We start from the raw sequence: 20,003 nt of genomic DNA, 5'->3' as shown, positions 1-20,003 counted from the left end.
CTTCTTTGTCAACAACCTCAGCTACCTAATGGGGTAGCTTTTTTTAATCGAAAAAGGTCGGACACAACAACCTGATAGTTAATTTTTTTCATTGAGGTGGAATTCGAACCCACAGTACGAGTTACCCCGCACAAGAGTTTTCGAGTTATGCGTACCGCAGAATGCAACCGATAAGCCTAAACGCACCGCCTAATAAGCCAACTTCAGTTAAGCGAAATAAACCCTTGAGAATAAGTTACGTTAGAAGTTGTGTTAGAAGATTTATTAGAAGCCGGATTCCCCCCAAGAACAGATCCAATTCTGCTTCATTCCGGCTATATTTATTGAATATTTTTTGAACAATTTTCTTTTGCACTTTTTATAAAGTCCATGATTCTGCTTATACACCCGTCAAAATCTTCTTTCACTTCATGTTCCCATATTCTGAGGACATTCCATCCACGGCACGTATAATAGTTGGACACTTCAATATCTCGTTTTATGTTCCTTTCCAGCTTCTTAATCCAGAAATCCTTGTTCGTCTGAGGAATATTTCCATGTTTTTTGCAACCATGCCAGAAACATGAATCAATAAAAACGACGATTTTGTATTTCTTAATTGCTATATCAGGCTTGCCAAACAAGTCCTTAACGTTTCTACGAAATCTGGCTCCCCTTTTCCATAGCTCTTTTGCTATCTTTTCTTCAAGTTTAGAGACTGAGCGAATGGCTTTCATATTTTTTGTTCTCTGTTCTTTTGAAAGAACATCGGCCATATTTAACTCCCCAAACTATCAATAATGTTTTTCATTTGAAATGGAAACCGTTTAACAGACTCCGTATTTTTCTTTCATCTGCTGAATAAAAGTTTTAAAGTCAAGCAAATCATTTCTATTTTCTAAGGGATAATTCCCATGTAGTTCCCTGGGAACAACCAATTGAACCTTTTCTGCCTTCATTTCTTCCAATTGATTTTTACTGATACCCTGTTGGAGGGTCAGTAAATGTTTAACCGGGATTCTGTTAGCTTCATTAAGAATTTGTCTCCATCTGTCTTTACAGGTGGTTTTTGCCCCCAGAAAGGTAAGCTTCTTTTCATCAAACATGATATTTGCATAGTCCTCATTAGATGGGAATATAAAATCAGGCTTTTTATTACCTTCCGTTTTTCCCGGATGATCAAATGGTATATTAAACTGCTTGAGGATATAATCAATATGATGTTCCAATGATTTCCCGGCCCGGCTTTTACGACGGTTTAATACAGTATTTGCAAATGTAATCAGCTTATCTACATCATGAAAAGGTGTGGTTAATTCTTCCCTGTATATGGCTTTCTCTAAAGCATTAAATATTTTGTACTCTGTTTCAATCCATTTGACCAATGTTTTATCCGGATCGTTAAGGCTCCCACGGTAAAATTCTCTTGACTTTAAAGCAACTTGAATTGTAGGCGGAAATTCGGTAAACTCACTGGCATATGAATTAATTCTTCTTTCCAATTGAGTTTCTCTATCTTCATCGACACCAAAAACAGCATTATTTTGGGTAAGCGAAATGGAAAAAGTGTTTAGAAATGTTTCTATATCATCTTCCCGATTTAAAATGAATACATAATAATCATCTTCGGATGCCCTTACCATAACGAAGAGATTTCCCAACTGCTCTGCTTTATCAAAAGGAGAGTAAGCCCAAAACCTTGTAATTCTATATTCTCTTCTCGTTTCCCGGCCATACCAGATTGCTCTTGCTTCTATCGGCGGATAACCTTCCTCAAGGAATATATTAATTAGTCTGTCTTTATTTTCACCTTTCTGCCCCTCTTCATCGAAAAAAAGAGGGGCAGCTTTTTTAGGTATGTAAATTCCTTCTTGGTGACTTCTGGGATTCAAGCCAACATCGTTTAATGCCAGAAACTTACAAAAGAATCGACCGAATTTCTCAGCCGTTTCGATTGCAACATTAACATCATGCATTTTGCTCTTTTTCCTCTCTGTCTTTTGTAATGCTAATGTTTTTTTCCAGCGCAATTATCATGTTTTTTGCCACTGCCTCCACTACAGGAACAGCTACTGAATTACCAAACTGCTTATATGCAGCGGTATCCGATACCACTATCTTAAAGTCTTCCGGAAATCCCTGAAGTCTGGCACATTCTCTTGGTGTCAGTCTTCTGGGGTTTTTTCCTTCCTGAGGTATCAGAATTTCGGAACCATCTTTATAATAACGAGCAGATAAAGTCCTTGAATAACTGTCCAGATCCACAAGCCCGTACCCAAATCCGTTCCCCTTGGCGCGATGTTTTTCAGCATAGGATTGGAGATATGACCAGAGCTTATCTGACAGAGTATATTTTTCATCAACCTCTGGTTCCAGAATCGATCTTATTGGCGGGCCTTCTTTCGGCAGTTGGGGGAATTCAAAGTGAATTTGTTCCCGAAAACCAACTATAAAAATCCTCTCACGATGCTGGGGAACCAGTCCTTTTGCATCCAAAACTTCATGATAAACCGTGTATCCCAATTCATTCTCAAGCACATTTTTAATAATACGAAATGTCCTGCCTTTGTCATGAGAACGTAAGTTCTTTACATTTTCAAGCAAAAAAGCCTTGGGTTTCTTGTTCCGAAGAATTTTGGCCACTTCAAAAAATAATGTCCCCTGCGTTTCGTCCGCAAATCCATGCGCTTGACCAAGAGACTTCTTTTTTGAAACTCCCGCTATTGAAAACGGCTGGCAAGGGAAACCCGCTAATAAGATGTCATGATCTGGAACTTGATCATGGACCTCGCGAATATCACCGGCGGGTTTTTCTCCGAAATTAGCATAATAAGTTTCTTGTGCTTTCACATCCCACTCAGAAGAAAATACGCAGCGTCCTCCTGCCCTTTCAAAAGCTATCCGTATTCCTCCAATGCCTGCGAACAAGTCTATAAAAGTGAACATAGTTTACCTCCATTAATACTGCTTGGTCTATTATAACATAACCATTCTGAGACAGGTCCGTTATGTGATAAATTAGAAAGTGGGGTTATGTCCTTTTACCAAAGTCTAGGTGATTGAAATGAAGAGAGTAATCATATATTGTCAGGAACAGGAAAACGTAGGATATATTATAAAAAAGCTGAGGGAATATGTTAAGAAGAAAAATTGGGAATTAGCAGGTAGAACTGTTGAAGCTTGCAATTCCAGTGACGGGCTCTTTGAAATTTTAAATAAGCTAAACGAATTTGATGCTATTCTTATATATAACAGAGAAAATATTTTAGATGAATTTAATCGTCAATTATTATCCGGATTAGCAACAGAGGGGCAAATAGAAATTATCGAATACAGAAATCAGCAACAAAGAGATGAGATGTAAAATTGTGACTGCTGCTTGTAGAATAATGGTAGAAAAGTCATTGAGGGAGAAGAGTGAACAAGGAAAACCTACAAAGAAGAATCTACTACAGCTAAAAAACTGGGTAGATTCTTCTTTTTCCGTGTCAATTTTAAGAAGTGCACTTCAGCTTTATTCTTCAATTTTTGGCCGTGAAATTGGAAACAGGTCACAGCCTTTAATATTGATGGGGAACAAACTTGCATTTCTTACATTTTGAAGCTCAAGCAATTGCATTGTTAATCTTTCTAACCCCGTCCCAAAGCCGCCGTGTGGTGGGATGAGGAATCGTGGCGGTCGTATTAGCTACCTCCCACTCGCCTGCCAGTAGGTTAACCCTCTCGGCATCGTCCATGCTAAAAGGACGCAACATCAATCATTTGGTGTGGAATGGCACCATCAGTATCGATCTCCTTTCTTCCTTTTTCTCAAATCAAAAAGAACCACGTTACTTACTACTTGGATCGCGGTTCCTTTCACAATCAGAGCAGACCCGTCTGGAATTGCATAAATTGGCTGGACTTTTGCAAGGGGAATAAGTTCAGAATCGATCTGAGGTTTGTAATGAACTTCAACCATTTCCGGAAACAAACCAAGTCCTCGTCTCACCAATGTCTCGGGAAAGTCGTCATCTTTGGTGATGAGACACTGCTCACACAAGGCCAGTGCTCCTTTGCTAAACCCGATGATCGTTCCGGTAAATGCTTGGAAAACTGAAAGCAGCTTCAAATGATGGATTTGATCCAGAAGACGGTCAGGTCGGCCACCCGTCAAAAAGAGAATGTGAGCTGAATCTATCTGCTGTTTCATGTTCCGAGTGTTGTCTTCCTTCATGAGTTCAAACTCTTTTACACCCAAAAGTGAGTAGTGGTTCTTTACTTGATCAAACCACTTCTCAACTTTTTGTGGTTCAGCAGCAAACGGGATGATCAGCATCCTCTCTTTACCTCGGAGGATCGGAGCAATCGCAGCGTTGACAGAATCTAGTTCTGAAGTGTTGTGCCGGCCACCGCCTATAAGAATAAGGATTTGATTCAAGCAGATTCCCCCTGGTTTCATTCATTTTTGAATACGGCAAATGGGGTCCACTACAGTTTATTTCCATCCAACAATCACATTGATGGACAAATGATCTTCAAAAGAGCCATTTGGATTGATGGCTGTAAAAGCTGTCGTGCCTCTTGATCAAATGCATCGAATTTGTTCTTAAATAAGGATTTGGCTGCAAATGATGTAGAGTATAGATACCCCATGATCTGTTCAATGTCCCAATGTCAACGCCGGAATTAAATTAACCCACTTCAGCCGGTTTAAAATTGACCCATCCCGGCGTTTTGTCACTCAGACTCTGAAGAGCCTCCATAAGCTCCTGACTTCATCTTTTCACGTAATCGGTAACTGTTACCTCGAATGTTAATGACATGAGAATGATGCAGTAATCGGTCCAGAACCGCTGTGGCCAGAATCGGATCACCAAGGAGCTCTCCCTTCATTCCTCTCCTATTTGCTTTTATTCCATCAAATAGAAGAGTAGGAGATTTCGGGATATTCTGGCAAGGCTTTTTTATTTACTGCGGCAACCTGTGATCCGTAAAAAGAGGCGTTTCTTTGGAAAGCAGCAGTCCGTTGTATTTCCAAACCGTTTGAATCGAAAGTTCAGCGCAGCAGCGCTGAACAAGAAATGGGTGACGGATGTTACTTATCTGCCGATCCATGGTGGCTTCGTATATCTATCTGCGATTCAGGATTTATACAATAATGAAATCATCGCTTATCACGTCTCGAAACGAAATGATCTGTCATTGGTCATGAAAACATTGGAGAAAGCATGTGATAACAGAGAAGTGGTGAAAACCCTGATTCATTCAGATCAAGGTTTCCAGTACACTTCCCGGCAGTATAGCAAGAAACTCGAGCAACCAGGAATGGTTGGGAGCCATTCGCGTAAAGGGAACTGCCTAGATAATGCTTGTATCGAATCGTTCTTTTCCCATCTTAAGTCGGAGATGTTGTCCCTTCAATGTCCGGAAACCCTTGATGAGTTGCATCGAGCTATTGATCAGTATATTATGTTCTATAACCATGAACGCTCCCAAAAGCGACTTGGCGATCGGTCCCCGGTCGAATACCGGGAAGCGATCGCCGCATAAATACTCGGGCTTTATTTACATAGTCTACTTGACAGGGTTAAGTCCAAAACTCCGGGCTTTTCTTTGGTACTGTAGACAGGACTCGAACCTGCGACCCCTTCATTACGAGTGAAAGGCATAGGGTTAATTAGAACCATTAAAAATGAATAAACCCTAGTCAATCAAAGGTTCTGCCGATTTCACCAAACTGACTGAAACCCCAGATTGTGCCGCACATTAGAAGTTTCATTAAAAGGTCTGTTAGAAGCCTGATTAATCCCAAAAACGACCCTGATTTTTGCCTCATGCGGGCCACTTTTCATTGAACATTTTTTGAACTTGCCATTACCCGTTAACTTCAATTTATAGCAATTTCACATTCATTTTTTATTTCTTTCCTAATCGTAGTTTGTATCATTTCAAGACGCTTCTGTGCGCTGTAGGCATCCGGCTGGTAGACGGAATAATAGACCTTAATCTTAGGTTCAGTACCTGACGGGCGTATTGCTATCCACGATCCGTCGTTTAAGATATATTTAAGCACATTAGACTTTGGCAGTCCGTCAATCCCTGTGCTGTAATCCCGGATTTCTATAATTCCAGTTATCAACGTAGTCCCTTTATTTCGGAGAGTAGTCATCATAGACTGCATTTCCTCAACGCCAACCTTGCCATTGAACTCGAAGGAATCGATCGCATTAAAATAATAACCATAGTGTTCATAAATATCACTCAGTACATTGAGCAAGGTCTTGCCCTGGGTCTTATAATAAGCCGCCATCTCACAAATGAGCATCGATGCGACTATCGCGTCCTTATCACGGGCATGCATGCCGACCAGAAAACCGTAGCTTTCCTCATAACCGATAAAAAATTCCTTTTCACCCGTCTGTTCATAGAGAGTGATTTGATCACCAATGTATTTAAAACCGGTCAATGTATCAACAATGTTTAGTCCATACGATTGGGCAATCTTTGCACCAAGTTCATCTGTAACGATGGTCTTGACCAACGTAGACTTCTCATTAAGAGCATGCTTTCTCTGCGAGAGAACGAAATGGACCAGCAGTGCGCCAATTTGGTTACCAGTCAGTAGTGTAAAACCTTCACCGCTCCGAACCGCTACTCCCACTCTGTCACAGTCCGGGTCAGTACCGAGTACGATATCATCACCCCCTGCGATTGCCTGCTCGATACCTAGTTCCAGAGCGCTCCGGTCCTCGGGGTTTGGAGAACTCACAGTGGAAAAGGAGCTGTCGGGAAACTCCTGCGCTTTTACAACAGATACGCCAGTAAAACCGTCCCGCTCTAAAACAGAACGTACTGGTAAATTGCCTGTACCATGAAGTGGAGTGTATACGATCTTTAATGCAGCCTTAGCGTCAGCATCGTCAAAACACGTCTGCATCAGCACTTCATCAATAAACGCATCCAACACCTCAGTACCAATTATTTTTAGCATTCCTTCCGCCATCGCTTGTTCGTAATTGGCAACTGAGATCTTTGTTAAATCGGTGACTGCATCTACATAGCGAGTTATGCGATCGGTATATCTTGGAACGAGTTGACAGCCTTTATTGTCATAAACTTTATAACCGTTGTAGTCCTTGGGATTATGGCTCGCCGTAATGACAATGCCAGCAATACAGCCCAGATGTTTGACCGTAAACGACAAAACTGGTGTGGGCATCAGTCGGTCAAACAAAAAGACTTTAATACCAGTAGCGCACAAAACAAGTGCCGCTTCCTTGGCAAAGGCACTTGAATTCAGCCTGGAGTCAAAAGCAATGGCAACCCCCTGCCTTTTTGCCTGTTCTCCAAATTCTGCCTGTAGATAGTTCGCCAAGCCACAGGTAATCTTTCTGATAGTGTAAAGATTAATGCGATTGGTCCCCGCACCTATTAGCCCACGAACACCACCAGTTCCAAATTTAAGGTCTTGATAGAAGCGATCCTCGATTTCCTTTTCATCAGTCAACATCGAAAGTTCCAGTTTTGTTTTCTCATCAAAAAAGGAATCTGTCATCCAGTAATCAAAGGCATCCCTGTAATTCATGGTTATCGCTCCGCTCTGATTTTACTTCTCAAAAATCCTGATAGAACAGGTAGATACCTTCCTCAAGCCGGTTCTCAAACCGTTAAATGCAGCTTTAAATGACTCGACTTTGATGTATTGACTTAGAAATCTGAATTCATTGTTTCTCATTACAAATTCTAAGGATATACATTCCCGTTGCTATTACCCACGGATCGTTAAGTGGGAGATTAAAACCTGTTATTGATTCGGAGAAATCTGCAAAGGCATCAGCAAAAATACCTTCACATGAGATTTCAGGATACTTCCGTTGTAATTCCGCTAATTCTCTTGCCCATTGATCAAAAGTTAAATCCGGAATTACTGAGGTGTTCATCCGATAATACAAAAAAGAGTGGATTAGGATTTGTCGACGACGACGGTTAATCAATTCAAGAATATCTTTGTTCATTCTTTCTTCTCCGTTTCTTTTTGGAGTTAAATGAAAGGATTTTAAAAGCTGTATTACTTGCAATTAAAGACATATCAAAAGCCACTTGTTCTGCAACCTGCTTCATTCTGAGCAATGATCACAATCTCATTTTATGTCATATGTCCGCTTCAATTAAAGTATTTCCAGTTTAGACTGAATAATATCTAGCGAAGTTTAGACTATTACAGCAGTGAAGCTGGATGTCAGACCTGTTATTTCACTTCCTGATAGGTGCGAAACATAGAAAAAATGTGATTGCAGCTTTACATTTCCCTACTTTTTAATTCTTCGATCTGTTCTTTCAATCGAACACTAGCTACTTTATCAGTTACCAAAACTCCATCAGGACTCGCTATCACAACAAGATTTGAAACACCCAATACAAGAATTGGAATGTCCAATTGATTTATTATGTGAGTATTAATTGAATCCTTACTCATCTTTCCAAGCCCCATAATATTAGGATTTATCTCCTCTGTAAGATCATCCCAAGTGCCAAGATCTTTCCAAAAGCCTTCATATTTCACAACTACAATATTTCTAGCTTTCTCAACAACCTGGTAATCAAAACTAATATTAGGTAACTTTCGATATTTTCGATTTAAATCTTCGTATTCAGTAGGAAGATCCATTTGTTCCAAAATGTCCAAGATGTAACCTGTTTTAAAAGCAAATACACCACTGTTCCACAGAGCTCCAACATTTATAAGTTCACTAGCTCTTAAAGGGGTAGGTTTTTCTTCAAATCCCAGAACCCTCAAATAATTATTTTTTGTCTGTTCTTTTTCCGGAACAATGTAACCATACTTAGTTGAGAGATGTGAAGGATTAACACCAACCAAAGCAATATCGGCACCGCTCGTGTTAATAACCCTGTCAATCTTTTTCAATTCTTCATAAAACTTGTCCTCTACATAGGAGTCTACAGGCAACACTACGATAACTTCGTTACGATCTCCCTCTTGACAAGAATATAAATAAGCTGTTGATAATGCTATCGAAGGAAAAGTATCACGACAAGATGGTTCAATAAGGCAATTAACATTAAAACCTAACTGATCTCTAACTAAATCTACTTGCATTTTGCCGGCTGTTATAATTGTAGAATCAGTTAGATTCGCCTTACTTAATTGCCTCCAAATTCTCTGAAGCATAGAATGAAGATGACCATTCTCATCAGATAACAATTTCAGGAACTGTTTTGCTTGTCTCCCATTGGATAAAGGCCATAGCCTCTTTCCAGATCCTCCAGATAACAAAACAAGTTTCATTAGTCTCACTTCCTAAACTCGAGTATCTTAAGACTACTGTCTTACTTTAAAAATTGCTCTGAATCTCAACAAAGTGAGCTGATTTAATTTAATATAAAATCAATTGAGCTAAATCCTTCCAAGATTCAATTGTATTAATGTATTTCTGACAATCGCCTAGTTGAAATGATTCCTTATAAAATTGGTTGATTGCATTAATAAGGCTATCAACATTTTCACAGTCAAAAGTTAATCCTAAGCGATAAGCACCAACTGTTTCTTTAAATGGTGTAATATTTGGAACGAGTGTTGGACGTTTAGCAAGACAGGATTGAACAAGGACTCCGCTTGTATCATATTGATACTCTAGACGATAGGGTTGGATAATTAAATCAGCAGCAATAAAATACTTATAGGCAGTATCCTCATCGATAATTCGATCATCAACGCGTACATTTGGTAGATTAAGTGCATTACGATTAAAATTATGTGGCGCCGTTTTAGTGCTCCCAGCGAAAAGAAAACAGACATTCTGCAGATTTTGACAAGCTTCAGCAGCAGAAAGTAATAAGTCTGCTCCTTTTTTACGATAGTATGTGCCAAAGTAAAGAAAAACCTTTTGCTCCATTGGAATGTCAAGAGATTGACGAGCTTCAAATCGACTCTGTTTAAAAGCATCTGGAGGATCGTAAAGAGGATCATGCACAAAAGATACCTTGGGAGATTGAAGAATACTCCAATCCTTGGATAAACCATCCATAGCTTCGGGGAATATAGAATGTATAAGCACTCGACGTATCGATGACATCTTTAGCATTTCTTCATGAAACCTAGCATATATAGGCTTGGTTGCATATTCAGCTAGTCCAAAAATCGAGTATGTGAATATCAATCTGTTCGATTGTGCCCCCGAATTCAAAGCAAGAAAGAGGCGATGAGGATCAAATAAAAAGATAAAGTGAACATGATAAATACCTAATTTTGATGCAATTCTAAACACTTCGAGATATCTGTGCTCATCTAAATTGCTTGCATATTTTTTAAAGGAGTTAGAATATATAACTTCAATCTGATTGGCCATTCGGCCAGAATATTCTTCTCCAGCAAGCAAAAAAGGTGTACATCCCAATGCTATGAGAGCTTCAGCCATATAATCAATGTACTTTCCAAAGAAAATCGAACAGCGTTCAGCAACAATAAGTATCCTCAAAATTAACTTCTCCTTTCAGAGAATTTTGGATCTCTTTTCTAAAATCCGCTTGGCCAAATTTGATTCTGTATCGACTTAAAACGTGACCGAATCCAAATCATGGCCTCTTCATCAATAGGTTCTTTCAACCAACTCATATTTTTCCTAACCTGAGCTTCAGACTTCATACCAACAAGCGTCGATGCAACTCCTTTTGCTTCTATTGAAAAATGGAACGCTAATTGAGCCAAATCCAAACCACGGGATCGCGCCACGTTAGCTACTTGTGCACATTTTTTTCGAATTGTCGGAGATGCTGGGTGCCATAAGGGAGGGCCTTCATTTGTAAGTAGCCCCATTGCAAAAGGTGAAGCATTTATTACACCTACACTTTGTTCAGAAAACCAATTTAAATGATGCCCTAAAGTTGTGTTAAATAATGTATATTGACAATATGAAAGAACAACATCTACTAATCCAGTTTTAACAATTTCTCTAAGATTTGCGATAGGCAACCCAGAAACACCTATAGCCTTTACTAGTCCTGCTCTTTTCTGAGCATGTAAAGCAGGGAGTGTCTCTTGAATAATTTGATTTGTGGAACCAAATTCAACATCATGAACAAACACTAAATCAAGTTCATCCACACCAAGCCGTAATAAGCTCTCATGTATACTTTTCAATATTCGGTCCTTAGAAAAATCAAAAACTTTGTCGTCATACCGCCCTACTTTGGTACTAAGTACAAATTGGTCACGATGTACTCCTTTTAAAGCCTTTCCTAAAACCAACTCTGCCCGTGTTGATCCATAATATGGGGAAACATCAAAATAAGTAATGCCAAGCTCTATAGCAGTACGAACCGCCTTGATAGCTTCTTTTTCCTCTATAAATCCAAAAACTCCACCCAATGGAGAACACCCAAAGCCCAGTTCGGAAACATAAATACCTGTATTTCCTAACGAATTGTATTTCATATTTTCACCTCCCCACTCCTAGAACAAGTTGAAGATAATCATTTAGAAAAACTCCATTTGGATCTAGCTGATCCCGTAGTTTTAAGAAATCATTCCAATAAGGGTAAACTGACCTCAAGTCCGAAGCGTCTCGGTAGTGAATTTTCCCCCAATGAGGTCTGCCTCCCAATTTATAGAATAGGACATCAACATCACGAAAATAATCTTCATAAGGTATGTCTTTTCCAAAAGGCCTGTACATAATCACCCCAATATAACAAGTTTTACGTCCATGTGCTGGACTAAGCCAAGGTTCATCCGCTCCACTAAAACGTACATCCACTGGATGGTGAACGTTATATCCTTTATCCTCAATCAATTGCTTCAAACCAAGAAGAGCCGAGGCTGTCTTACTTAGTGGAAGAGCATATTCTAAAACATGCTGTTTTATCAGAATGGTCTGCCGAAAACCATCCGGACTAGGTACTACTCGTGAAATGGGCTTATTAAAGAATTTTTTTTGTATATACTGGTTAATTGTTGGGACAAGAGAAGGACGATAAGATGCTACCTTTAGTGCCAGCCAGGGATTTGGTGCGGATCCGACTTTTGGGGTTCATTAAGATTGAAAGGCAAATCCTTCACTTTAAACAGTCCATTCAATTGCTAAAAACGAATCTGGAAGAGTTGAACTATCAATTCCATACCCATGGCCCTCATCCTTATGAAGTCATAATGGAACCCGATCCTTTGTTGCCAGAGAAGATATCATATCTGGAAAGGAAGATCGGGCCTATTCCACTCGTATTAAAGTGTTTCTATAAGCATATCGGCGGCGTAAACTTTCAAGGGTTTCATCCTGATTGGGAGGAAATTTACGCAGATGCCCTGTGGATCGAATCGATTGATGCGGCAATCGTAGAATGGGAAGAGTGTCAGGACATTGAAGAGCAAGAAAATATATTTTATTATCCAATCGCTCCCGATTGGCTTCATAAGGAAAATGTCAGCGGAGGCATGTTTTATCATATTGAATTTCCCACCTCTGCAGTCAATCCGATAATCATTATGGATCAAGTCTCAATGACTTTTTTGGACTATCTAACGTTTTCTCTAAAATGGGGCGGCTTTCCTGGATTAGCAGACACACCTTCCCATAACTGGCCACTTGAAACAATCAAAAAAGGGTTGAAAGAACCATAACTCATAGTAGTAATTGCGCCGCCGAAAGGGCTGATGTCAATATAGAATAACATCAGCCCTCTTTAGTGCATCCCACTTACCTTAAGTGTGTGGTCAAAATGTGGTCAAACGGCCATGTTTGGCCCTTTTCCAATTTCTGAGAACAGCAAAAAACCGCGAAATCTCGCGGCTTTCTTTTGGTGGAGCATAGCGGGCTCGAACCGCTGACCTCTACACTGCCAGTGTAGCGCTCTCCCAGCTGAGCTAATGCCCCGCGATATGCATTTTTGCGTCGAATCGAACTGACATTTATAAATATAACTCATCCGCATTTGAAAGTCAAGCATCTTTCCCCAAAAAATTTTTCTCTTTTTTAAGCAAGATCCGGGCTCAAAAAGCTGGCTTTTCCCGTTTATGGCTGTTCTCCAATAAATCTTCACGACGACTGTGAAAAAATTCAATTCTTATTCACATCTTTCTTCGTTCAACCATTATACAATCATTTAGTAAGGTCGTTAAATTGCTCTTTGACATATCATTTTTTGGAAATCACTTTGATTTTCGTCAGGGCTATGCTCTGTTTTTTTGTCAACTATTGTTCAAACTAACATTGAGGTGAACCTATATGCGCCGAATCCTCGCCATTGGGTCCTTTTTTCTCGGTATGAGCCTGTTCCTGTCAGGATGTACTACTGATCAAGCGGACCAAGTACATAATGAGCAACAAAAACATCCTTCTTCGGCTGAAACGAATCATCCTCAGGATCAAAAACAATATGCTTCCGGAAGCAAACAAAATGCGGATCAGCAAAAACCAAGCAAACCGGCCGTAACCAATCCGATTCCAAAATACGAGTTCACCCCGGTCAATCCGGATACATTGGACCAAAAACAATCTGAAGATCTGGCGCGCCTCAAGGATCAATCGGTGATCTTTAACAGTTCGCGCAAAATAAAAAAGGTCGCCCTGACATTTGATGACGGGCCTGATGATCAATACACCCCGCAAATTTTGGATATTCTAAAGGAAGAAAATGTGCATGCCACTTTTTTTGTCGTTGGAAAAATGGCTCACAAAAACCCTCAGATGTTAAAACGCATTGTGTCAGAGGGCCATATAATCGGAAACCATACATGGGATCATCCGCTGATTCCGAAGCTTACGCAAAAACAGCTGGAAAGTGAACTGGAACGGGCCGACCAAGAAATCTATAAAATCATCGGCTACAAGGTTCATTTTTTCCGTCCCCCCTATGAAGCGATCCATGGCGGAAAAGAACAAATCCTGGCCAAAGGTTACCAGATTATCGATTGGGACGTGGATACAGAAGATTGGAAAGCAGGGCGCACACCGGAAGGCATTTATCAAACGATCGTCAAAGAGGTGCAACCCGGGAGCATCATCCTGGAGCATTGCGCTGGAGGTGATCGCAGTGCAACCGTCAAATCGCTGCGAAAAACGATTCAATATCTGAAAAACCAAGGATATGAAATCGTCACTCTGGATCAACTGCTGCAAATTCCAGCCTATGAGAACACACCGACAAAAGAAAACACTCCTCCCGCAGACGGAAGAGTGTAATCCCGGCACTTCCCGCAAAAGGGGAGTGCTTTTTACTTTTTTTCCCCGGCTAAAAACTCCATCCGTTCATTTAAGCAATTGAGCAAAGCTTTCTGCCGGTCTCCATCCTCCTGTTCGTGCGCGATCAATTCGCCAAACCGAATCACGATTGTCTTCCCTTTAAAAAGATCTCCCAACCGCAGCGACTCCGGACCTTCATAAACCGCCGGGAGAATGGGCACTTTCGCCCGGTCGGCCAAGTACGCCGCCCCTCTTTTCAAAGGTACTGATTCCTTGGTCCGGGTACCGCTGGGGAAAATCCCCACCACTTCTCCTTTTTTAAGTAAGCGAATCGGCGTTTTCAGGGAACTGGGGCCGGGTTGATCCCGGTTGACGGGAAAGCTGTTCAATTTGCCCAAAAACCAGGCGACAAGCGGTATCTTGAACAATTCAATTTTTGCCATATAGTGAATCGGCCTCGGAATGGAAACACCGAGCGCAATAATATCCAACCAGCCCGTGTGGGTGCAGGCCAAGACAAAGCCTCCTTCGGCTGGAACGTTCTCTGCTCCCTCAACACGAATGCGATAGAAAATTTTTAAAATGGTTGTAGCAATGATTTTCGCAAATGAATACATGGCTCCTCCTTTATCCGGATGACACAAGTGACTTTTGTTCTTACTCTTACAGTAACAGGGATTCCCAATTATGCAAAGAGGTAAATCAAAAATAAAAGGCCAATCCCTGCAATTCATACAGGAATTGGCCTATCAAGGGGTAGCTTCGTGGTAAAGTGGGAAATTCAAATTACATCAGGAAATGGTTATGCCATATTCTTTGATCCAGGAATTCACTTGAATCAAATACTCCAGTGCTTTGACGATCTGTCCTTCGTCGACGCCGGCTTTGCCATCGATCAACGCCTGCACGTTTCGTCTGTTGACCAGGGAGTAGATCGGGGAGTTATGGTCAGCCAGGATATCGTTGGCCCAGCGGATAATCGCTTGGTAATAAACAGGGTTTTGCGCAGTCGGATAGGCGCTTTTTCTGCGATAAAGCACATCGTCAGGCAGATAACCTTTCAGTGCACGCCGCAAAATCCCTTTTTCAATGTTATCGACTGTTTTCACCCGGTAGGGCACATTCCACAGGTACTCGACCAAACGATAATCACAGAACGGAACGCGAACCTCAAAGCCCGTGTACATGCTGGTCCGGTCTTTGCGATCGAGCATAAACGGCAGGAACCGGGTAATAAACAGGTAAGACATTTCCCGTTGCCGCGCTTCGAGATCGCCTTCTCCCTCCAAAGCCGGAACTTCGGAAATCGCTTCTGCATAGCGCGTCTGCACATAGTCGTCAGGACGGGCATAATTCAGCGTTTCCTGGGACAATAAACTGGACAAATAGCCGGTGGTGCTCACCCGCCACGGGAATGTGCCCGCATTGAGGAACTCATCCTGATGGAACCAGGGATATCCGCTGAATACTTCATCTGCCGATTCACCGGACAAGGCGACCGTGGCATCTTTTTTAATTTCCCGGAAGAGCAAGTAGAGGGACGTTTCCATCTCCCCGATCCCCGGCAGGTCACGTGCCCTTAACGGAACCAGCAGGTTTTCAAGCAATTCCTCCGAATCGAGGACAATCGTATGGTGCTCGGTTTTCACATGTTCGGAAACACGTTTTACCCACGGTTCATCGAGATCGCGATGGAGCAAATCCGTTTGGAAATCGCGATCGCTGCCGACAAAATCGAGCGAATACGTGTGCAGGGTGCGATTCTCTTTCGCCAGTTCCTTTCCGGCAATCGCCGTCAGACCGCTCGAATCCAGCCCGCCGGAAAGCATGGCCACCAGCGGCATGTCGGAGATGAGTTGGCGACGGACGGTATCTTCCAGGATTTCGCGAATTTTGGCTGCGGTTGTTTCCACGTCATCCGTATGGGGTTTGCTTTCCAGTTGCCAGTAGCGGGTCACCCGTTTGCCTTCGCGGGTAAAGGTGATCGAATGGCCGGCGCGAACCTCTTTGATCCCTTTGAATACACCCACGCCGGGCGTACGCATCGGGCCGTTTCCGAAAATCTCCGCCAATCCGTCTGCATCCAATTCCGGTTTCACTTCCGGATGTGCCAGGATCGCCTTGATCTCGGACGCAAACAGGATCATGCTTCCCTTTTCCGTGTAAAACAGCGGTTTCACGCCCAGGTGGTCACGTGCCAAAAACAGTTTTTGGTTCGCATCGTCCCAGATGGCAAAGGCAAAAATCCCGTTCAGGTGCCGTACGCAGTCTTCTCCCCATTCGAGGTAGGTGTGCAACAACACTTCGGTATCCGAATTGGTTTTAAAGGTATGGCCACGTTCTTGCAATTCTTTTTTCAGTTCAAGATAATTATAGATTTCGCCGTTGTATGTCATCGCGAAAAGACGGTCTCCCCATCGCTCCACCATCGGTTGCAGACCACCTTCCGGATCGATCACGATCAGGCGGCGGTGAGCCAGACCGGCCCGGGGTGACAGCCAAAAACCCTCTGCGTCAGGTCCGCGATTTTGAATCGTTCCCGCCATTTTCTCCAGAATTTCCTTTTGACCGGAAATGTCATTTTCCCAATCGATCCAGCCGGTAATTCCACACATGTCAACCATCTCCCATCATTTACCGACTTTATTAACACGACGTTTGTTAATCAACACATCGTTTATTATAATACATGTAGTATATATTTCAACAAGCAAACTGTTTCTAACCCGTTGATTAATCGACAAAAAGGGGAATGATTGATTATAAATACATGAAAACTCCACAGGGGGATGACCATGAAAAATCAACGGAAAAAACTTGATCCCCGGGTTGTCCGTACGCGCAAAATGCTGCGTAATGCCCTGATCGAACTGATGGGGGAAAAAGGATACGATGCGATCAGCGTACAGGAAATCACCCGGCGAGCAACTTTGAACCGGGCTACTTTTTACCTCCATTACCGGGATAAAGGGGATCTTTTGATGCAAAGTATCGAGGAAATTTTGGCGGAACTGGTGGAAGGGATGCAACAATGCCGGTTGGACAGTGAAAACATCACCGATGCCAATGGAAATGTGGTTCGTCCTCTTCCTGATCTGGTCTATGTCTTTGAGCATGTCGCCAAACACCAGCAGTTTTACAAAGTCATGCTTAACATGAACGGACAACAACGCTTTTTGTTTCGCCTGCTTGATGTATTTGCCGATATTTTGAATGAACGCCTCAATCAAAGTACGGCCTATGATATACAACCGGCTGTTCCCAAGGAAATTCTCATCCATTATGCCGCCTCCGCTTACCTCGGCGTCATTGCCTGGTGGTTGAGAAACAACCTCCCTTATCCTCCGGAATACATGGCCATGCAATTGACGCGGTTACGGATACAGCATCTGAAAATCGGACAATTTCCGCATCATCACAGATAAAAGACCGGTTACTCCGGTTAAAACCAGGGCTAAAAATTACACCAAGAGCAAATAATTCAAAAACTATACATTGTACCATTTTCATGCTATCCGCTATGATAAAAATGAATTCAGTTTTTTCCATAATAAATTCACCAAAACCCGCTTGATTTTCCAAAAGAGGGGGGTGGCGAGAATAGAAGGAATCCAGGCAGGCACTTTATCCAGAAAAGAAAAATACAAACAGGAGCGCATGCATCCCATTGTCCTGTTTTTGTTGTTCGGGACGGCTTTTACGCGGATGGCTGTGTTTATGAGTTTGCCTTTCCTCTCTTTTTACCTTACAAAACAAATGCACCTGGAAGTTTTGCAGGTCAGCACCGTCTTGGGAATGGCCGGTTTGGGAGGCGCAATCGGTGGGCTCATCGGAGGACCTCTCTCCGATTTCTTCGGGAGGCGGTTCATTCTCTGGCTTTCGATGATTTTGTGGACTTTCGTCTTCTTCGGTTTTATGTTTGCCAGGGATTATTACAGCTTCATCGGTTTAAGCCTGGCACATGGGCTGAGCCGTTCTTTTTTTGATCCGGCATCCCAGGCGCTGATGGCCGATCTGACGATAGAGTCCAAGCGGTTAAAAATTTTCGGATATCGGTATACTGCACTCAATGTCGGAATGGTTACCGGTCCGCTGCTCGGAACCTACTTATATGAATGGGTGGGGATTTATACCTTTTTCTTCACTGGAATCGCTTTTGCCCTTTACACGCTTCTCCTGATCGTGACATTGCGTAACTATCAGCAACAGACCAGATGGTCCCGGCCAAAGGAGTCGACACGGTTTTCCAGTTTTGTCCGGGTGCTGGCACGAGATCGGTCACTCGGGTATTACATCATGGGCAGTTTGTTGTTTTATATCGTTTATTCACAGATGGAAACAAACTTGCCCATTTATCTTTACAGCCTTTTAAGCAACGGTGAAAATGTCTATCCCCTCCTGATCGCCATTAACGCGTTGATGGTCATCTTATTGCAGGGGCTGGTAGCCAGCTGGGCCGAGAATAAAAACCCTCTGAGCAGCGTGATCCTGGGTTGCTTTATTTTCGCGCTGGGGTATGCCTCGTTTGCAATCGGAAAACACGCTTCTTTTTTTATCATCGGCATCGTATTGTTCACCTTTGGTGAAATGCTCATCTTTCCGATTACAAACAAGATGATCGACCAGCTGGCGGACGACCGCTACCGAGGAGCCTATTACGGAATCGGCAACCTCGCCCAGGCCGGTCTCTTCCTGGGACCGATGATTGGCGGCTGGATGTTCAAGCAGGTGGGAGCACCGCTCACCTGGTGGGTGATTGTCATCATCTCCCTGCATATCATCTGGTTTTATGCCATGGGATACCGGCGATACCGGCAAAAAAGCGGAGTGGGAATTGCCCAGATTGTCTATCGCGTGCTGTATGATCTCAGGCTCGCTTCTCTGATCAAGTTTTCCTATAAGATGATTCCTTTAATCTCCTTTCTGCTGGGAATCCTCTTTATCGCTTCCCGCTATTTCGGGGACCATCTGTCCTTCATGCGCTTGATTGATCTCTTTTCCACTTTATGATCCTGCCGTGAATCCCTTGGCCCGGTTCGTTTCCCTGTGGGGCAGATCGCTCCCGGCCAACGGGATTCTTCTCTTCATAAAAAAACAAGCATAGAAAATCTCAGCTGTCTCCAGCAGTGATCTTCTATGCCTGCTCCCGTCTGCCGTCATCTGCAATCCGAAGGATTCGTTTCGCTGCTCCTCACTTTCCAGAGCAGTCCAATCACAATGACCAATACAGTGAGACAAACCGGCAAAAAGTCATCAAAAGCGGGAAAGGAATCGACAACCAGGCGCCGGAAGATTTTGTCTTCCGCCATCATTTCCCCTGCGGTGTACCCCAACAATCCTCCCCCGACAATGATAATGACCGGGAAGCGTTCCATCAGTTTCATGATGAGCTGGCTCCCCCAAATGATGAGCGGAATGCTCAGCGCAAGGCCGATTATGATCAAGACCATATTTCCTTCGGCCGCTCCTGCGACAGCCACCACATTGTCCAAACTGATGACCAGATTCGCGATTAAAATTGTCCTGAACGCTTCCAGCAAACGCGAACTGCCCTGGATCTCGTGAGCATCATCCTCACCCTTTAATAATTTGATGGCGATCCAGACGAGAATCAAACTCCCCACGAACTGAACCAATGGAATTCTGAGCATCCAGGCGGCGATAAACGTAAGGACAACTCTGAGCCCGATCGCTCCAAAACTCCCCCAAAACACTGCCTTTTTGCGCAACTCGGGTTTCAATCCCCGGCTGGCCATGGCAATCACGACTGCATTGTCTCCGCTTAATACAATGTTGACTAGGATAATTTTTACCAGACCGATCAAAAAAGCTGATATCATAAGGACA

At 42.6% G+C, this 20,003-nt stretch carries 20 protein-coding genes, 1 tRNA gene and 1 pseudogene; 6 read left to right on the top strand and 16 right to left on the bottom strand.

Annotation, left to right across the window (positions count from 1 at the left end; all coding sequences use genetic code 11):
* Positions 1-320: 320 nt before the first annotated feature.
* From JG50_RS0111495 to dcm, 3 genes are read right to left on the bottom strand one after another with little or no spacing between them, the layout of a single operon-like run.
* On the bottom strand, positions 321-755 hold the full coding sequence (locus tag JG50_RS0111495) for a very short patch repair endonuclease (RefSeq protein WP_033101252.1): 435 nt from the start codon (positions 753-755) through the stop codon (positions 321-323).
* A gap of 51 nt (positions 756-806) precedes the next feature.
* Positions 807-1,955 carry a type II restriction endonuclease gene (locus JG50_RS0111490; RefSeq protein WP_033101251.1) on the bottom strand — a complete coding sequence of 383 codons (1,149 nt, stop codon included), beginning with the start codon at positions 1,953-1,955 and terminating at the stop codon, positions 807-809.
* Positions 1,948-2,925, bottom strand: a complete 978-nt coding sequence (gene dcm / locus JG50_RS0111485) for a DNA (cytosine-5-)-methyltransferase (RefSeq protein WP_052154248.1) — start codon at positions 2,923-2,925, stop codon at positions 1,948-1,950. The genes JG50_RS0111490 and dcm overlap by 8 nt, the downstream gene beginning before the upstream one ends.
* A gap of 118 nt (positions 2,926-3,043) precedes the next feature.
* On the opposite strand from dcm, the gene JG50_RS0111480 reads away from it, so the two are divergent.
* Complete coding sequence (locus JG50_RS0111480) at positions 3,044-3,343, top strand: hypothetical protein (protein ID WP_033101250.1); 300 nt, start codon at positions 3,044-3,046, stop codon at positions 3,341-3,343.
* Between the two features lie 150 nt (positions 3,344-3,493).
* On the opposite strand, the gene JG50_RS19395 is transcribed toward JG50_RS0111480, so the two are convergent.
* From JG50_RS19395 to JG50_RS19390, 3 genes and pseudogenes are all read right to left on the bottom strand, one after another.
* Entirely contained in the window at positions 3,494-3,643 is a 150-nt protein-coding gene (locus JG50_RS19395; RefSeq protein ID WP_407701823.1) for an amino acid--tRNA ligase-related protein, read from the bottom strand.
* A 117-nt stretch (positions 3,644-3,760) separates the two neighbouring features.
* Positions 3,761-4,399, bottom strand: coding sequence for a Type 1 glutamine amidotransferase-like domain-containing protein (locus tag JG50_RS18890; RefSeq protein WP_052154247.1), 639 nt, complete (start codon positions 4,397-4,399; stop codon positions 3,761-3,763).
* 299 nt (positions 4,400-4,698) lie between these two features.
* Positions 4,699-4,848 (bottom strand): annotated as a pseudogene (locus tag JG50_RS19390) (ATP-binding protein); the annotation flags it as partial.
* A gap of 60 nt (positions 4,849-4,908) precedes the next feature.
* On the opposite strand from JG50_RS19390, the gene JG50_RS0111470 reads away from it, so the two are divergent.
* Positions 4,909-5,511, top strand: coding sequence for an IS3 family transposase (locus JG50_RS0111470; protein ID WP_081943883.1), 603 nt, complete (start codon positions 4,909-4,911; stop codon positions 5,509-5,511).
* Between the two features lie 337 nt (positions 5,512-5,848).
* Here the strand turns inward: JG50_RS0111470 and JG50_RS0111465 are convergent, their stop codons facing one another.
* The 6 genes from JG50_RS0111465 to JG50_RS19385 all read right to left on the bottom strand — a co-directional run bounded on the left by JG50_RS0111465 (position 5,849) and on the right by JG50_RS19385 (position 11,918).
* On the bottom strand, positions 5,849-7,546 hold the full coding sequence (locus JG50_RS0111465) for a phospho-sugar mutase (protein WP_033101249.1): 1,698 nt from the start codon (positions 7,544-7,546) through the stop codon (positions 5,849-5,851).
* A gap of 136 nt (positions 7,547-7,682) precedes the next feature.
* Complete coding sequence (locus JG50_RS0111460; RefSeq protein ID WP_033101248.1) at positions 7,683-7,976, bottom strand: DNA ligase LigA-related protein; 294 nt, start codon at positions 7,974-7,976, stop codon at positions 7,683-7,685.
* Positions 7,977-8,260: 284 nt separating this feature from the next.
* A complete protein-coding gene (locus JG50_RS0111455) occupies positions 8,261-9,268 on the bottom strand; it encodes a sugar phosphate nucleotidyltransferase (RefSeq protein ID WP_052154245.1) in 1,008 nt (335 codons plus the stop codon).
* A gap of 88 nt (positions 9,269-9,356) precedes the next feature.
* Entirely contained in the window at positions 9,357-10,457 is a 1,101-nt protein-coding gene (locus tag JG50_RS0111450) for a glycosyltransferase (RefSeq protein WP_033101247.1), read from the bottom strand.
* 38 nt (positions 10,458-10,495) lie between these two features.
* Entirely contained in the window at positions 10,496-11,413 is a 918-nt protein-coding gene (locus JG50_RS0111445; RefSeq protein WP_033101246.1) for an aldo/keto reductase, read from the bottom strand.
* Between the two features lie 4 nt (positions 11,414-11,417).
* A complete protein-coding gene (locus JG50_RS19385) occupies positions 11,418-11,918 on the bottom strand; it encodes a D-arabinono-1,4-lactone oxidase (protein ID WP_235281665.1) in 501 nt (166 codons plus the stop codon).
* Between the two features lie 38 nt (positions 11,919-11,956).
* Here JG50_RS19385 and JG50_RS0111440 point away from each other — a divergent pair, with 38 nt between their 5' ends.
* Positions 11,957-12,595 carry an SMI1/KNR4 family protein gene (locus JG50_RS0111440; protein ID WP_152568562.1) on the top strand — a complete coding sequence of 213 codons (639 nt, stop codon included), beginning with the start codon at positions 11,957-11,959 and terminating at the stop codon, positions 12,593-12,595.
* A 177-nt stretch (positions 12,596-12,772) separates the two neighbouring features.
* Here JG50_RS0111440 and JG50_RS0111435 read toward each other — a convergent pair.
* Positions 12,773-12,848: transfer RNA gene (locus JG50_RS0111435), tRNA-Ala, on the bottom strand.
* Positions 12,849-13,199: 351 nt separating this feature from the next.
* On the opposite strand from JG50_RS0111435, the gene JG50_RS0111430 reads away from it, so the two are divergent.
* On the top strand, positions 13,200-14,156 hold the full coding sequence (locus tag JG50_RS0111430) for a polysaccharide deacetylase family protein (RefSeq protein ID WP_232331017.1): 957 nt from the start codon (positions 13,200-13,202) through the stop codon (positions 14,154-14,156).
* Between the two features lie 32 nt (positions 14,157-14,188).
* Here JG50_RS0111430 and JG50_RS0111425 read toward each other — a convergent pair whose 3' ends face one another.
* Positions 14,189-14,773 carry a lysophospholipid acyltransferase family protein gene (locus JG50_RS0111425; protein ID WP_033101244.1) on the bottom strand — a complete coding sequence of 195 codons (585 nt, stop codon included), beginning with the start codon at positions 14,771-14,773 and terminating at the stop codon, positions 14,189-14,191.
* 174 nt (positions 14,774-14,947) lie between these two features.
* A complete protein-coding gene (asnB, locus tag JG50_RS0111420) occupies positions 14,948-16,771 on the bottom strand; it encodes an asparagine synthase (glutamine-hydrolyzing) (RefSeq protein ID WP_033101243.1) in 1,824 nt (607 codons plus the stop codon).
* Between the two features lie 180 nt (positions 16,772-16,951).
* Here asnB and JG50_RS0111415 point away from each other — a divergent pair, with 180 nt between their 5' ends.
* Positions 16,952-17,581: a TetR/AcrR family transcriptional regulator gene (locus JG50_RS0111415; RefSeq protein WP_052154244.1), complete on the top strand. Its 630-nt coding sequence runs from the start codon at positions 16,952-16,954 to the stop codon at positions 17,579-17,581.
* Positions 17,582-17,747: 166 nt separating this feature from the next.
* Positions 17,748-19,166, top strand: a complete 1,419-nt coding sequence (locus JG50_RS0111410; protein ID WP_152568561.1) for an MDR family MFS transporter — start codon at positions 17,748-17,750, stop codon at positions 19,164-19,166.
* Between the two features lie 146 nt (positions 19,167-19,312).
* Here the strand turns inward: JG50_RS0111410 and JG50_RS0111405 are convergent, their stop codons facing one another.
* Positions 19,313-19,996, bottom strand: coding sequence for a TerC family protein (locus JG50_RS0111405; protein ID WP_033101240.1), 684 nt, complete (start codon positions 19,994-19,996; stop codon positions 19,313-19,315).
* Between the last annotated feature and the right edge of the window lie 7 nt (positions 19,997-20,003).

Source organism: Thermoactinomyces daqus, assembly GCF_000763315.1.
Taxonomy (GTDB): domain Bacteria; phylum Bacillota; class Bacilli; order Thermoactinomycetales; family Thermoactinomycetaceae; genus Thermoactinomyces_A; species Thermoactinomyces_A daqus.
The sequence above is the reverse complement of the archived record's forward strand: the minus strand, read 5'-3'. Positions and strand labels throughout refer to the sequence as shown.